At 62.9% G+C, this 15,262-nt stretch carries 10 protein-coding genes; 4 read left to right on the plus strand and 6 right to left on the minus strand.

What is annotated here, in order from left to right; genetic code table 11:
• Positions 1-4 precede the first annotated feature (4 nt).
• On the plus strand, positions 5-196 hold the full coding sequence (locus tag OG474_RS29265; RefSeq protein ID WP_405056813.1) for an alpha/beta fold hydrolase: 192 nt from the start codon (positions 5-7) through the stop codon (positions 194-196).
• Between the two features lie 8 nt (positions 197-204).
• Here OG474_RS29265 and OG474_RS29270 read toward each other — a convergent pair whose 3' ends face one another.
• Entirely contained in the window at positions 205-1,311 is a 1,107-nt protein-coding gene (locus tag OG474_RS29270) for a GDSL-type esterase/lipase family protein (RefSeq protein ID WP_405056814.1), read from the minus strand.
• Between the two features lie 167 nt (positions 1,312-1,478).
• On the opposite strand from OG474_RS29270, the gene OG474_RS29275 reads away from it, so the two are divergent.
• Both OG474_RS29275 and OG474_RS29280 read left to right on the plus strand, forming a co-directional pair.
• Positions 1,479-1,703, plus strand: coding sequence for a hypothetical protein (locus tag OG474_RS29275; protein WP_405056815.1), 225 nt, complete (start codon positions 1,479-1,481; stop codon positions 1,701-1,703).
• A gap of 482 nt (positions 1,704-2,185) precedes the next feature.
• Positions 2,186-2,605, plus strand: a complete 420-nt coding sequence (locus tag OG474_RS29280; protein ID WP_405056816.1) for a hypothetical protein — start codon at positions 2,186-2,188, stop codon at positions 2,603-2,605.
• Positions 2,606-3,596: 991 nt separating this feature from the next.
• Here the strand turns inward: OG474_RS29280 and OG474_RS29285 are convergent.
• The 3 genes from OG474_RS29285 to OG474_RS29295 all read right to left on the minus strand — a co-directional run bounded on the left by OG474_RS29285 (position 3,597) and on the right by OG474_RS29295 (position 9,048).
• The gene (locus OG474_RS29285; RefSeq protein WP_405056817.1) at positions 3,597-4,334 is read right to left on the minus strand and encodes a hypothetical protein; all 738 of its coding nucleotides are present in this window, start codon (positions 4,332-4,334) and stop codon (positions 3,597-3,599) included.
• Entirely contained in the window at positions 4,325-5,110 is a 786-nt protein-coding gene (locus OG474_RS29290) for a hypothetical protein (protein WP_405056818.1), read from the minus strand. Before OG474_RS29290 ends, OG474_RS29285 begins: the two co-directional genes overlap by 10 nt.
• Positions 5,111-5,529: 419 nt before the next feature.
• Positions 5,530-9,048 (minus strand): ATP-binding protein, encoded by a 3,519-nt coding sequence (locus OG474_RS29295; protein WP_405056819.1) that lies wholly within the window; start codon positions 9,046-9,048, stop codon positions 5,530-5,532.
• A 1,715-nt stretch (positions 9,049-10,763) separates the two neighbouring features.
• On the opposite strand from OG474_RS29295, the gene OG474_RS29300 reads away from it, so the two are divergent.
• Entirely contained in the window at positions 10,764-11,309 is a 546-nt protein-coding gene (locus OG474_RS29300) for a hypothetical protein (RefSeq protein WP_405056820.1), read from the plus strand.
• A gap of 117 nt (positions 11,310-11,426) precedes the next feature.
• Here OG474_RS29300 and OG474_RS29305 read toward each other — a convergent pair whose 3' ends face one another.
• Together OG474_RS29305 and OG474_RS29310 are read right to left on the minus strand one after the other, a co-directional pair.
• On the minus strand, positions 11,427-12,167 hold the full coding sequence (locus OG474_RS29305) for a helix-turn-helix domain-containing protein (protein ID WP_405056821.1): 741 nt from the start codon (positions 12,165-12,167) through the stop codon (positions 11,427-11,429).
• 1,103 nt (positions 12,168-13,270) lie between these two features.
• Positions 13,271-14,893, minus strand: a complete 1,623-nt coding sequence (locus tag OG474_RS29310; RefSeq protein ID WP_405056822.1) for a hypothetical protein — start codon at positions 14,891-14,893, stop codon at positions 13,271-13,273.
• Between the last annotated feature and the right edge of the window lie 369 nt (positions 14,894-15,262).

Below are 15,262 nucleotides of genomic sequence, written 5' to 3' on the forward strand. Positions count from 1 at the left end.
AGTGGTGGAGGAGCTGGATGTCGCGGGGGTGCGGATCCGGGTGCGGCATGGTGGGTCGGGGCCGGCGGTGGTCCTGTTGCATGGTCATCCGCGCACGCACACGACGTGGTACGCCGTTGCGCCGCGGCTCGTGGAGGCTGGGTTCGCGGTGGTCTGTCCGGATCTGCGGGACCGTTGTTTGTCACTGGTGGGGTGATGGCGGGGTTACGCGGAGGGAACCTTGCTCACATCGATCGAGTCCAGTTCGGCATAGCAGTTCCCGACGGTGAACTTGACTTTGTTCGCTCCCGCGACGAGGGGCAGATCGACCGCCGACACCGCGTACAGGTCCCAGGAGTACGACGGATAGCCGGTTGATGCCGAGGCGCCTCCGTTGGCCTGGACCTTGTGGCTGCAGGTCTTGTTCATGCCGTTCGATGCGCGGGCGCGGATTCGGTAGGTGCCCGCGGAAGCGACTTGGAAGGAGAAGGTGACCGAGCTGTCCGCGAAGTCGATCTTGCCGACCTTTCCGCCGGCGGACGCTGACGTCGATTGGGCACGGACGGCGTTGACGACGGTGGCGTTGGCTGTCTGTTCCGCCTCGAAGCGCGTCGTCGGAACGTCGGTCAGGGCGGCGTACCAGATGGCCGCTCCCTTCGACAGCGCGCCGTAGTTCGGGTGTACGGCGTCGATCATGTCGAAAGGATTCGAGTACGCCGGGTTCGTGTCGACGAAGGAGACGTGCTGACCGTCGGCGGCCTTCGCCGCGACCATGCCGGGGATCGTCGCGTTGAACGCGTTGGCTCGATTGTGGCTCGAGTTGTTCATCGGCGGGATGCTGCTCACGAACACCCTTGCCTCGGGCATCGTTTCTGTGATCGTGTCCAACAGCGTGGACAGCCGATCGGGGGCGGCGCCGGCCAGCTCGTCGGTGTACATGTCGTTCGTGCCGATCTGGAGCGTGACGACATCGGGAAGGTACTCGTTCAGCCGTGGGACGATGCTGTTCTGGACCTGGGTGATGGTGTAACCGCCGTGGCCCTCGTTGTCCCGGTCTCCCAGTGCCGTCGATCCGGACGAGTTCGACCCGACGAAGTCGATCGGCCGGTTGTCCGCCCGCAGCAGTTGCCAGAGATCGGTTCGATAGCCACCCTGTGCCTCGTCGGCTCCGTCCGTGATGGAGTCACCCACCGGCATGATCTTGGTCGGTGTCTGCCGATCGACCGGTACGGCGGGCACCTCGTCAGCCGCCGCTGCCGCCATCGGCGGGCTCAGCACAGCCAGCGCAGCCAGCGCGGAGAAGGCGAGTGCGATGGGTAGATGACGCCTCATGGGTGCGGCTCCTTCGTCGGGGCGGACTCAGGGGCCATGACACCACGCGGAGGTGTCATCTCAAAGTAACAACACCGTCACTGATTGACATCGCGTGCTCATGGCGTGGATCCCGCCGTGACGGGGCTGCAGCGAGCGATGAAGAAGTAGCTCGGCAGCGAGCGCTGATGGCAAAGACCCTGAGTCCCCTCACCTCGCTGCCCATCTTCAATATCGGGGCCAGCGTGGGTGAGGGGAGCAAGTACGCTCTCGGCCAGATTCAGGACCGCGCCTTGGCGGAGCTTGGTAAGGCACCGAAATCTTCCTACGCACAGGACTACAAGGCGATGGATGAGACCAGTCGGAAGGCATTGGCGGATAGTGTCCGGAACATGTTGCTGCAGGCTGGCTAGATGCGTCCGGAGCACTACGCAGCGGCAAACAAGCAGAGTGAAGGGCAGCTCCATGTACCACCGCCGGCGGCTGCCTTGGTAGGTCATTCCGGCCCGGGCGGGCGGTGGATCGTAGATGAACCTCCTACCTTCAATCTGGCACGTGAGGCCTACCGGAATTGGTCGAACACCTATGGAGGTAACGCGTGGATTTTCACGTATGTCGATGTTCCGTACGACCGCGCGTGGCCACGCAAATAATGACTAGGTCGTCTCGCCCGCGTCGGGTGCTTGGAGTTGCTTTCGCGCTCCTTGCATGTGGCGCTCTTGGGGGATGCAGAGGAGACGACGGCCTGCATGCTGCTCCGACGACGTATTCAACTCTGGGAGTCACCGGCGAGTCGCTGTGCGGTTTCCTCCCCAAGGTCGATGCTGCTGCAGTGCTGGGGAGTTCCAACCTCAGCACGAGCGGTAGCTTGGAGGGGCGGCGAGATGGCGAGCCGTTGAGCACTGCTGGGTGCACGGTATGGGCGGACGGACGGGCGGCGCCGAGTATCGAGGTAGTTGTCTGGGGCCGGGGGCAGGACGAAGGTTTCACCGAGTGGCAGTTGAAGCATCCGAAGCCGGCGTGGACGTTGTTTCCTGCCGAGGCTCCCATTGGCTATGCCGAGCCGGCGTACGAGAGTCGTCTGGAAGGCACGAAGATGGGGGAGCTTCGCAAGGGTGCGGTGGCCAACGCGGTCATTGGTGACTGGTACATCAACCTCCGGGTCTATCGGCCGGGGAAGGGGCGAAGCGCGGTTCCTGACGCCATCATGTTGGTTCAGCAGATAGCCAAGGCGCTGCAGTTGCCGTCTCAGCCGACGAGGACCTACCCGCCGTACACTCCCAGTGGACCGACACCTAGCAGCCCGACGAGCTGAACTAGCGGTGTCGCGCACTGTGCGACACCGCTGCGCCAGCGCGACCAGTCGATCTTCGTGGCGCCACTTTGCGGGTCTGCTTGCCGGCGCGGCAGAGGGCCCGGACGGTTAGTCCGGGTTGCGGCGAGCGGTGCTGCCGATGGGGGAGAGAGCGGCGCGGAGGTCGCGACGGGTGTTGGAGGGGTCGCGGAACTTTCCGTTGCCGTCGGCATAGATCGGGGCGTCGAGCCGGACGCCAGCTGCTTGGCGTTTGCGGAGGATGACGACGAGCCATCGTGGGAGTGGCAGCTTGCGCTCGCCGGCTTTGGACTTGGTTGTCTTGCGGAGAAGGCATTCTTCGTGGACGCGGACGATGGTGTGGATGATTTCAACGGGGCGGCCTCTAGGCTGACCTCGGACCAGAGGACGGCGAGGGACTCGCCGATGCGTAGTTCGGCGATGGCGGGGCGGATGTGGAGGCGTGCGACGCGTTCGTAGGTGTCGTAGGAGGTAGGGAGCGCTCGCCGAGCTCGACGAGTTTCTTGAACTTGGCTGCCCCTAGATCGAGAAGTCGCCGATCTTGTGCAATGTGGTGAGCTCGCCCGCATGAGCTGAGCGTGCGCGGTCCTGGAGCTTCTTCAGCAGGGCTCGTTCGGCGGCGGTCGTGTTGGGGCGGCGACGGTGAGCATCGATGTGACATGACGCACAGTCACTATCAGATCAAGGGTGCCGGCGGTGGCCCGGGGAACACGAAGGCCCGGTGCACATTGCGATGTGTGCCCGGGCCTCGGTGTTGTGCGCCGCCAGGGACTCGAACCCCGAACCCGCTGATTTGCAGCCGAGGCTGACCACTGTTTGCCAACTTTGCGCGAATCCTCTTACAGGTAAAGGATTTGGCGACTGACTCCTGCGCATGAGTTGTCATCGCTGGCTATCCTTTCGCGCTGAATCAGGTGCGTAAAGAGGTGCGCATCTAGCGGCGTGAGGGACGGATCGGCGTCCTTGAACTGCCTCAAATCGAGCGGAGGTGGAGTCCGGCGTCGCGGACCAGTTTGGTGAGGTGGTCGTCGAAGGTTCTGAGGGCCAGATCGAGGATCAGTACGCGGTCGCGCCAAGGCGTGAATCCGAGTTGTGACCAGTAGCCAGCGAGGCGTTGGTGTGACGCCTTTCGCGCGGCTGCGCCGCGGGTGCCGGGCTGCATGGCATCGAGGGCGACCAGGCCGCAGCCTCGGCCGAGTTCGTTGATGGCAGTGCCGGCGCCGAGCAGACCGAGCTTGTGCCCGCGCCACAGCGGATCGACTTCAGCGGAGTTGACCAGGATCGCGTCGCTGTAGAAGCCTTCGAGCTCGGATTCGATCTCGTACTCGCCGTTGCTGCGTTCGGTGAAGAGCAGCGACGCGAGGTACTCCAGATCGGCCTCTCGGGCGTCCAGAGCGTCGAAGAGTCCGCTCTGGCTGAGATCGACCTTGACCAGATGCGCTTGGCCGACCGTGAACTCGATCCCGTCGTCGGTCTCCGTGCCCTGGTCGGCGATGGTCTCGAGCAGTTGGAGGTCCGACGGATCGTCAGCTGTGAATGAGTACCAGGTCAGGCTGAAGGAGGCGTGGTAGTCGACCGCTCCGGGCGGGTAGTGCTCCTCGCCGGGGAGCGTCAGTTCCGTGGCCAGGCGGACGGCGAAGGTTCTCAGCAGGCTCGTTGCGGTGTCCTCGCTGAGCTGTCCTAGGAGCGGTTCTGCGTTGTTCAGAGCCATGGCTTTCCTTCATGGAGCGTGACTCCAGGTTTGTGGCTGGTGCGGCAGGGCAAGGAGTTCCGGCAGGGGAGACGTGCGGACGTCGGCACTCCGCAAATGATGAACCAGTCGCCGGTGTACTCGTTGCGCGCCAGTAAGGTCTTCTCGTTGCAGAGAACGGTTCGATTGGCGTAGGTCCGCTCGACGGTGAACCATTCGGAAGTGTCCTGCACGCGTTCGTACACGCCCGGATCGTCCGACCATTTCCAACGTTTCAGCTCCAGCCGGCTCCCATGCTCGGGAGGCCTGGACATTTCGCCCTCCCATTGCAGCGCGGCCTCGGCCTTCTCGCGCGCCGCTCGCGCTTCGGCCTCGGCTCGCTCGATCTCCCAGCGGGTCCGGCCGTCGCTCCGCTTCCTGTGGTTGCTGCGTTCGTGGCCTTTGTCGTTGGTGCAGCAGCAACCGGGTTCGGCGCCGCAGGCCGGGCATTCGTGGTTGTCCCGAACCGGGTCGTTCACCTTCACGACCGAGTCGTCGTACAGGCAGCTGCCGCGTGGATCGACGAAACGGCAAACGAACTTCTCCGTTCCATAGGTGACCGACTGGAAACCGCCTTGGCGGCCGACAACCACCTCGGTGACTGGGCCGTAGGTTTGGACCGCCTTCTCAGGCGTCAGTCGCTCGGTGACAGCCACGCGCCTGTTCTCTGTCCACTCCTGGCCGATGACCGGATCACCGACTCTGCACCAGGCGATAGGTTTGCCGCACCAGCCGTCGAACAGAACCGCGTCACTCATCCCGCAGACGCTAATACCTCTCCCTCGATGCATCCACTGATCCAGCGTGTCACAAGCTGCAACCCGGTCGGGCGGGACCGAAACGTGAAGTCCCAGCAGCCGGCGGCGTCGGCCTGGCGCCCCGGATCGGCGGCTCGGGGTCCTCGTTTCTGCGGGACCAGTGTCAGAACGGCTCGTATGGTCGGTTCATGGGAATGATGCGTAGGCTTCGCTGGAGGACTGCCGGTCGTGCGCTGAGGCGGCGGGTAACCCATATCCGAAACACGAGCTGACATTTGCGCAAGGTGTTGAGGAGCGTCAGGGGCTCGCGGTCATCGCGATCGGGTCTGTGACGCTGTTGTAGACGTCGGCTAGGCGCAGACGCCATTCATCGAGGTCCAAGCTGACGTCGCCATCGATGGCTTTGGTTGGACCGAAACCTAGAGCTGGCCGCGACGTGCGCGCTCGGCTTCTTCCTTCAGCGTCGTCTCGAGCTCCGAACTCAGACGGTCGATCGCGAGGTCGCCGACCTGACTCAGGGTGGAAGTCCGCCTTTGCATCTCACGGAGCCAAGCAATATCGGACCTGATGGAGTCGGACTCTTCCCCCACCCAGGAACGCTGCGACGAGATCCGGCGGGCGATTTGATCTGCCGGTATGCCATGCGCGAGGAGCAGCGGACCGAAGATCTCTATGCCGTCGTCGAGGCGACCGGTCAGTATGTCGAGAGCTCGGATTCCCTCGAGGGTTCCGTCCTCGAGGAGTCGGGCAGCGAGTTCGGTATCGGTGCCTAGGAGGCCGGGCAGCAGGCCGTAACCGATGAATCCCAGGCGTGCCGTGAGCCGCGCGAGCTGCTCGCGCTGTGGTTGTGGCAGCTGGGATGGGATTCCGTCAAGGTCGCCCGCCTGTGGTGAGCGGAAGCGAATCAACCTCTTGTCCTCCTGCAGGCGGCGTTCGTACCAGCGCGCGCAAGTTGCTGGTTGGGTTTGGGTGAGAGCTTTGAGCATCTCGCGCAATCTCCACTCTTGATTGCCGTGGAGGGTACTCGGGCTGGCCTCCAGGAATGCGGCATCCCAGGCCGGCACCCAATCTTCGGGAAGGTCCACTCCATCACCTGTGCCGACGTTGAACGCGAGCGACGCTCCCGCCCGGATGTCGACCACCTGATGCTCGAGCAATCCGAGCAGAACAGCGTCAGCCGCGGATCTGGTGTAGAGGTAGTCAAGGTGCCAGGCATCGCTCGGTTGAAGCTGCGCGACGGTGAGGACGGCGAGATCGTCCATACCTCCGACACCCAGACATGCTGCGATGACGGCGTTACGTAGCGGAGGATCCTCGTATGCCCTCGAAACAGCGGCGACGTCGACGGCCTCTGCGTGTTGCCTCACTGCCCACAGGGCGTTGACGAGGAGATCTGCGGATCGAAAGTCGATCGCTGGTCCAATCCATGCAGCGGGATCGGCAGCTAGGTCGATGACCGTTCGGGCGACCATCTGAGTGGGCTCGTTCTGGCTCACCTCCGCGGCGAGGATGGCCAGTTGAACAAATCGGACCGTGCCGGCTTCCGGGCCGAGCGCAACGATGCTGCCAGCGACGGTTCTGCGCTGGGACGCTTGCCGCTGACGCCAGTTTTCGATGGGGTCGTCGAGGTCACTTCGGCCAACAAACAGAAGGAGGTCTTGGTCCAGGACGACTGGCGGAAGATGATCCGGGGGGCGCAAGTCCCAGCGCTCGGCCAGATCTAGCTCACGCTGCAGTCGCACGGCGAGCCCGGCATGAGAGTCGAGCAATGGCAGCACTGTCTCTAGGATGCGCCAGGCGCCGTCGGCGCCAACCGCAACTTGTTCGTCAGACGGTGCGGTTGCGCCGTTGGCGTGGCCTCCGGCCAGACGCAACCACTCTCCGAAGAGGCGGATTAAGTGCCCGATAGCCTCGGCGGATGGCCGAGACGTATGGGAGGACAGAAACACATCCGCCTGATCCCAGAGGCTCACGAGCTCGCGCAGCCGAAATGGGGATTCGACTCCGTTTGCGACGGTGATGGCGCCCGACCCGACCGGATCGGTCCAGAGGCCTTCCACTGAGGGATCGAAGCAGTAGGCAATCATCTCCGCGCAGACCTCCCAGCGCGGCCTGGCGTCGAGTTTGGTCCAGTCGATGGCGTCCTTGAGAACTGCGCTGCGGATCTCGAAGAATGAACCGCGGTCGGGGTCGAGGTATCGGGTGAGTTTGCCGAGTTCCTCAAGCGGCTTGTCGCTGGACGGCGGTGTCGAGGGGTCGATCGACATGTCCAGTACGCCGTGGATTGCCTCAGTGTTGAGCCATGTCCTCATGGAGGTCAGGAGCACCTCCCGCGCGCCATCACCCAGGGGATCGAACGTAGTGCCCCAGGGAGACTTCTCTACCTCACGAGTAGTGGACAAGACCACTCGTGCGCCTCGGCACGCTAAGTCGCCTGCTTGCCGCGATGTCTGCGCATAGAGCTGCATCTGCATGAGCGTTCCACCGGTCCAGGTGACTGGGGCACCAGCTGACCGGGCCCAATGATCCGCTGCGGTTCGGACGTCGGCTGAGGTCGCTGCCGCAGACAGCATCGTCTCGACGAGAATCTGCTCGGCATCGGGGAACTCGGTGTGCAGGGATTTCCAGCTGCGGAACTGCCGCGCGCCGAAGAACCACCTGCTGACCAGCGGCAGGCGGAGCGCCGGAGCCAGTGCCCAGCGATTTGCTCGCAGCTCCATGACGCCTCTGGTGGCGACAGTGTGGACGGCTTCCATCAACGATGCCAGCGGCATACGGACCAGTTCACTCAGGCGCTCGAGGTCGTCCTGATCTGCTCCGTCGAGCGCGGCGATACATGCGACCGCATCAAGGGCGGCAGCGGAGTCGGTAGCCACTCGCAAGTAGCGATCGACCTTCTCCAGGAGATGGTCGCCTGATACGACTCGTTCACCGTCGCCGTCAATGAGCGCTCGACAGAGTTGGATAGCCCAGCCAGGGCGACCATCCGCCTGATCGAGCACCAGCCGCCGTGCGTGGAATCCTTTGACGCCGGCGCTCTGTACGACAGCGTCGATGTCGCCGCGGCTCATCAGGTCTACGAGTATCTGCCGGCAGCCTGGCATCTTCTCGGCCGCTGCCTCGGCTTGGTCAGGCCAAGCCGAGGCAAGAATGCTGAATGTCAGGCCTTCTTGACGCCTCAGACGTATGAGCTCGACAAGTACATCCTGATGGAGATGGGCGTCGTCCACCACAACGCACGACGGGATGACCTCGAGGAGATCGCCGGCCAGATATTGGCGCGCCTCTGGCACGGCGAACAGCAGGCTGGTGTCCCGATGGAGTTCCTGCAGGAGCCTGCTCTTGCCCACACCGGGCACACCCGCAAGCAAGATGTCGTCGCCTTGCTGCACCGCGGACCTTAACTGGTTGAGTTCTCTGTCACGGCCCACCAGAGGTCTGTTCTGCCAATCGACGGCATAGGGTGCGCTGATCAGAGAGTCCATCCGGCCGGCGACGCCGGTCAGGTACTCTCTCCAATCGGCATTGCGAATCAGTTCTCTGACCAGCCAATCGCGAGCGAAGTACTCGGGCAGCGGGAGCGGCGGATCCTGTGTCTCGCAGTACTTGTCCATCTTGGCGCGGGTCGTGGCAGTGAGATTCTTCGAGTGCGCCATGACGATCTTGTCGACGCGAAATCCGGGTTGCTTCTGCCAGCTTTGATGGCTGCTCTTGAGGTTGGCGAGTGGATCTCCAGTGGTCGCGAGCACGCGTCCGCGACTGTCGGGATCGTCTGCAATGACGTTATAGATGTCAGCGTCGCGGCCCCCATCCTTGCCCGCCTCGACAGGCGAGATGGACGGGTAGCGGCTCTCTAGAAGGGCGATCGCCGTGCGCTCGAACTTGGTGGCGTCAACCCCCTTGTCCAGTGCGCTTTCGATTCTCTCGATGAGAGGCAACGGTCCTCCTGTCAGCCTTCACACACGAGACAGTTGCCTCATCCTGCGGGCTTACTCCATCAGTCTCTGATCTGGCCGAGGACGAATCAAGCACACGAACTCCATGAACCCAGGCCCTTAGATGACGACTCGAACGGTTGCGAACGATAGTCGGTTGATAGAGAAGGCGGCCAGCAATCGAGTGCACCTCTGAGCGGACGGCCGCCGTCTGCTGCCCGGCAAGCACCCTGCAGGTCGCTAGGTAGCTCAGCGTTGGCAATCCGCGAGACGTCTCGGCCCGACCACTGCGGTCATCGCCAATAGGCCTATGTCGGACTCGGAGAGATTCGGGGTGGCACGGCATGGCGGTCGGGACTATCGAGTCCGGCGATCGCCATGACGATGAGGCGGGGGCCGCAGTTGCCGGTTCGCGGCGGGGCAGCATCATCTCGTGAAGCTCGTTGAGTGCTGCAGGCAACGGGTCCGGCGCAGAGAGCTCTCCAGTGGCGGCCCGGACTCCGTCAATAATTGGCAGAATCGTGGGCGGTGAGATCCTTGCCCTGACCACGCGGCGTGGAAGAAGCTGTTCGGCCAAGTCGCTGATGGACTCGGGATCTGGCTCGGTGCTGCAGCTCCCGATCGTGGCGGCATACCCCAGGCTGCCATGTTGTCGGGGGTGTCGGCGTTATATGGGATCGCATCGTCGATCAGGTCGAAGAGGACGCGAACGTTTGTCCAAAGGCGGGTCGTGCAACAGCAGCCTCTCGACACTCGGGGTCTCTCACTGGCTCGCGCCGAGCGAAGATCGGCCAGCTGGGTTCACAGAACTATTGGCCCACTGGGGATCTGTGGCAGCGTCGGTCACGGGCGAGTTGCAGGGCTGAGGGTCGATGCCTCGGAGTCCATCACGACATGCGAACGATTGATTCAATTGAGCGTGCATGCGTGTTGGCGAGAGTCGTTCGGCTTGTCTGGAAGCGAATGGCGCGTCCTGCGACCTGAATCTGCCGTTGCTGATCCCACACAGGCACTGCATGTGGAGCTAACTCGGCAAGGTCAATAGCGAACTGTCTCGGCATCGTCTTTTTGGACAAATTGCTGTGCAGACAGGTGCCTGGCTTGGCCATCGTGGCCGCAGGAAGGGCTACCGGCATTTGGATCTTGCAGTGCTATGTAGCGCGCTGTAGCCTTCGGGCGACCTACAGAGAGGTCAGGGGAGCTAGCTGTGACTACAACAGGCCCAACAACTGGGGAAGACGGGCCCAATGCAGGTGCAGAGGTCCAGGCCGCCAAGGGCGTCCGTCGCAACAGGCCTGCGGATTCCGATGAGGTGCTTCTAGCGCAAATCGCATTGCGTGAGGCGAGGCTCCGACTCGTTTGGCGTCCGTTCTCGAGTTTGCTTGGCTTAGCTGCGGTCGTGGCGGCGATGTCTCTGCCGGCAGACGTCCTCAGCGGCAAATCAACAACTCTCAACGTAGAACTTGCGCTCACTTTGACCGTGTCTGTGTCGTTGGCGGGACTGGGCACGTGGATCTGGGGTAATCGGCACAAGCGCCGGGCGGATCGTTTGGACGACCGGAACAAGAATCTGCAGCGAGATGTCAAGGAACTGCAACAGAGGCTCCGAGAAAATGATCTATCTGACGGGGTTTCAGGCTGATGGAAGCGCCGCTTGGGGTAGCAGAATCTAGGCGACTGCGTACTGTAGAGGTACGGGACGACGATGGGGGCGAAGGATGATCAGCGTGTTGGTACTGCTTCTAGCTGCGGCGGTAGCCCTATGGGTAGCAGTGATCGTCGTTGTTCCAGCGGCGTCGGCGGCTCGTTTCGTCGCTCAGGTTTCTGAGATCCGAGACGACTGCGACGATGCGGTCCGCTACGGCAATCTGCCGGACATCGAGCCCGTTCGGCAGTTCATCGCGAAAGCTGATGTCATGGTGAAGGATCCGTACCGCGTAGGCGGCACGTCTCGTGCGGTGGCTGTCCTGGTCACCATGGCGAATCACGGTATCGACCCGGCGAAGGACTTGCAGCCACCCTACGCCGAGCTAGATCCAGAGCAGTGCGAGATTATGGCTACATTCGACCGGCGTCTAATAGGCGCACTGAGTCTGCACTTGGCCGGCGGGTCCATCTTCTGGTGGATACTCCGCCCGCTCCAGATGCTTGGTGGGTCGTGGGGCGCCAAGCGTGTGGAACAGTCGAGGTTCAACGCCGACACGGCAGCGCGTGGCTACAGCAGAGCGTTGGATGAGCATCCTTCACTCACACACGCGGCCTAGTCGAGATCTGCCGCGTTGGTTGTCCGAGCGAGAGCGTTTCGTTGTCAGTTGTCTAGAGGTGGCGTTCCGCTGGACTCCGCGGCACCGTCGTCGATCCAACCTAGCCTGGGTTGAGTGTCAGCCGTCTAGCCAGTATCTGTCGCGAGCCGTCCTGTGAAACCCTGCAGGTGCGTCAGGCAACTCGTGTGTCGCGGACAGTCTCGCGAGTGACACCGTCGCACGTGATTGAGCGTCGATGCGGTCAAGGCACGCTGCAAACGCGTAGCGCTCATTTTCTGTCGTGCCGAGGGATGTGAGCAAACGATCTAGACTGGCGCTGTTAGGGCGACGCTTGGCCGCGAACCATCCATGCAGAGTTGCCCGCGGGATACCTGTCGCTGACTCGATCTTCCGAAGCGAGTCGAATCCGCTGCGTACGCTCAAGCGGCGCAAGGCGACACTCAAGCCCTCCAGCGTGCTGACCGATCGAACGAAGCCGCCGAGCGGCTCGATCCTGCGCACCGCGCCAGCCGCGACCTGCCACGTAGGATCGTCGACGAGGTTCACCTCCGATGGAGGGAAATCAGGACTCCGGAACTCGCGGTCGATCAACCTCGCGGCCTCCCAAAATTGACGCCAAGCCCGCAGATCGGGGCCTCTGATCCCGCACGCGTCCAGGTAGGCGGAAGTGAGCGTCCAGCTAGGAAGGCGGTCACCTGTCGTCGCTCGCGCCACATGAGGATGCGTGTATCCGATCGTGCTAGCCAACTCCCGGACGGTAAGGCCGGCGGTGCAGCGCGCTTGCTTGAGCAATGCAGCAAACTCCGTCCTGTGCTTCAGGGCGTCCGGCTCGCTTTGGTGGTTCGAAAGAGCGTCCACGGGGCTCGATCATCCCCAGTCGGTCAGAGTCTCGGCCACCCCACCAGTCGCTGCGATGTACGAGGCGGTATCTGTCGGATGAGGGCTGGCGCCCTGGGCGAACGGCGCTACGACAAGCTGGAGAAGCGACGACGCAACTGAGCCCCACGCTAGAACGCGTCTGCTTCCTGCAGAGAAGTGCGCGTGTATTAGTAGATGGAGCGCTCTGAGACTCCTTCGGGACAACGCATTCCTCCTGACGCCTCGGCGCACAGGGCCGCCACCTCACGGACCACCATATGCACGTGCAGATGCACAGTCTAACGGCACGTGCATCACCGTAGCGCTTTGGTAGGCGACAGGGAAGACCGGTGATCGCGGATCAACGTTTTGGTGCCATTTACCGCATCGATGTGCCTCTGACCTCGGGGAACTGGTCGGCTAATGTCCGAGGGTGTCCGACGTTCGGAGTGTCCGCGATGTCACGGCGCACGAGTGATCAGCGGCTGCTGTGACCGGAAGTAGATCGTCCAGTAGGCAACTGTCGGCACGAGGCTCCCGTGCTGACCTGCCGCCGAGTCGTCTCTCGCTCCAGCATTGTCTTCGCGCCCAGCGTCGGTGGTTCCGAGTCGCGCCTCGGTCCGGTGCTCACTTTGCACCGCCATCGCGATAGCCGTGATTCATGCCGGTCGGAGAGGTTGTGACGCCGCCCGATGAGATTCCCAACGCGACCACACGAAGCTGAGACGCCCAGGGCCAGGGCGGTCGCATGGATCGCCCCCCATCGGGACCAATGCACGACCTGGGAGATGATGGCCAACGGTTGAGCGCGGCGGCTCCCAGCAGGCCACACTGTCGAACTCACCGCCTGGTACGACCGCGGCGACTAGGGCAGGCTGATCGAGCCGCTTGTCTACGACGTCGCTACGACGATGTCCAGATCAGGTTGATAGGCGCATTCGAGCTGGCATGTTCCATTCCAGGCTGGCCGGCGGTCCGAGCGCGCCCGCAACCTGCTCATCGTCGGCGCTTTCGATGGCAGGTGATTTAGCGCGCGAGTCCGTGGAGGTCGGTTGGGTGGCCGGTCACAACTGGGAAGACCTACCCTGCTCGACCTGTAGGAGTTATCCACCCGCGACCGCCTCCGCAGCGAGCATCGCGCGCCAGGCCGCGAGAATCGAACCTGACAAGACCGCGAGCCGCGTTGCATCGTCATTCAGAAGCCACTGGCAGACGAAGCGACGTGTCATCGGACGGTCAGTCCGGAACCGATCGTCGAACTCAGCGAGTTCTCGCATTGTCTCTGTGAGCCGGCCTTGCGCCTCGGCTGAATCGTGAGTGAAGTAGTTTCGAAGTTCGCGCATGACCCGAGCTGCCGCCAGATCCACGTCGCGAATCGAGTCAAGCTCGTCCTGAGCCTCATCTGCTAACCATGAATCAGTGTTGCGTATCCCCGAGGCGCTGCCGAGAAGTCGATCGAGAAACATGTCGGTCAGGACGGCATCGATATCCGGGGGCACTGCTTCAAGATGTATCCGCTGAGCTGGCTTCAGTCCCTGGGCAGCGAGCCTCCGCGTTACGGCGTCGGAATCACTCCTGACAATTGCTCGAAACCACGTGCGACGGCGAGCTTCGAAGACGCCCATGAAGTCCTTCACGAAGGCCACCAACGCGGCAGCTCGATCCCGAGCAGGGAGCTTGGGCAGCCTCTCGAGCTCTGCACGCTGGGAGCTGCTCGCATCATGCAGGGCAGTGCGGGCGGCCGAAGCAGCAACCGTCGCGGGCAGGCGGAGGATCTGCGCTGAGGAACCTGTAAGGACGGTTCGTTTTGCGTTGATCCACGATTGGTAGTAAAGCCGGACCGCCGGACCTGAGGGACGCTGCCGACCGAGTCGGTCTTCGTGGGCAACCCAGACCTCGAAGGCATCGAACGATTCAGGACTACCCGTTGCTAAACAGTGGCCTAGGAAGTCCATGATCGCGCTGTGGTAGTCCGCCTCCTCGAAGAGGAGGAGCCCCCTACTTCGGCCCTTGATGGACGCGGTGATGCCGACTGAGGCCAAGGCATCTGTCCAGTAGCCACTGCCCAAGCGCTTCATGACAGTTTGCGATGTCGGCGGCCATGCAAGCGACCCTTGTCCGCCCGTCAGCCCCAGGTGCTCGATCGCAGCTCCTCGCTGCTCGTCGTACTGCTTCTTGGAGATGGTCAGATCCGGATCCACGGTCAGTTGATGCCGTGCGCCAGCGATCGAGAGGAAAACCTCACGAGTATGTTCGGTCGTGACCCCGAGCGCTGCGAGCGCTTGTGCAATCTCGGCCATCTCCTCCAGCGAAATCTCGCTCAGCGCGGTCGACAAGTCGCCTTGAAGTCCCTTTGCTCGGGCAAGCACATGCCAGATGCCAGCCTCGATTACGGATTGGCCGAAGTTGTACTCCTCACGGTTGACGTTGAAGAGCGTGCCCGACGACTTGACAGCCTCTCGCACCACATCCGCGGGCACCGTCGGCAGTAGATAGGCGAACTTGCTCTCGACCTCAACGCGCGTTGCTCCGGCTGACGCGAGGGAGCGCAAGTCGTCGCCGTATCGTCCGATGAAGTCCTTGACCGAGGCGTCGAACTCCTGCGTCCGTCGTTCCGATCGCACTCCTCTCGCCTCGGCAGCACCTATCGCGCCTCGGGCCTTCAGGATCTGGTCGATCCGTTGCCGAGTCACGCCGTACTGCTCCGCCAGCTCAGTCCCGGGCACGCCCTCCCCGTACAAGCGCACTATCTCGGTATCCCGCTCCGCTGTAGTCCGCCCCGGCACCCTTCACCTCATTCTCGATGTTCCGCGGACGCAGCCTAGAACGTTCGCCCGGTTGTGGACACGTCTCAAGCCGCCTGGACTGCTGAATTGACCTCTTAGGTATCAAGGCGCGCCGCTTTGCGGCGCGCAGCGAGGCTGGGGCTTACGGCTTCCGCTGCGATCGCCGATCCTCAACCGTCCATTCCACCAGCTGCTACTCGTTGGTGATGTAGGTAAGGTCGGCGGTTGGCCCCGTGCCCGGCCGCTCGATCGTATAGTCATCACGACACGCCCCAAGGGCAGTCTCGAGTACCTCGACGGTGGCCCGGA

It is taken from the genome of Kribbella sp. NBC_01505, assembly GCF_045040285.1.
Classification (GTDB): domain Bacteria; phylum Actinomycetota; class Actinomycetes; order Propionibacteriales; family Kribbellaceae; genus Kribbella.

What these genes read in the sequence shown, in the direction of transcription:
- OG474_RS29300 (WP_405056820.1), top strand. Translation starts at nt 10,764, where the DNA reads ATGATCAGCGTGTTGGTACTGCTTCTAGCTGCGGCGGTAGCCCTATGG.
- OG474_RS29275 (WP_405056815.1), top strand. Translation starts at nt 1,479, where the DNA reads ATGGCAAAGACCCTGAGTCCCCTCACCTCGCTGCCCATCTTCAATATC.
- OG474_RS29290 (WP_405056818.1), bottom strand. Translation starts at nt 5,110, where the DNA reads ATGAGTGACGCGGTTCTGTTCGACGGCTGGTGCGGCAAACCTATCGCC.
- OG474_RS29285 (WP_405056817.1), bottom strand. Translation starts at nt 4,334, where the DNA reads ATGGCTCTGAACAACGCAGAACCGCTCCTAGGACAGCTCAGCGAGGAC.
- OG474_RS29270 (WP_405056814.1), bottom strand. Translation starts at nt 1,311, where the DNA reads ATGAGGCGTCATCTACCCATCGCACTCGCCTTCTCCGCGCTGGCTGCG.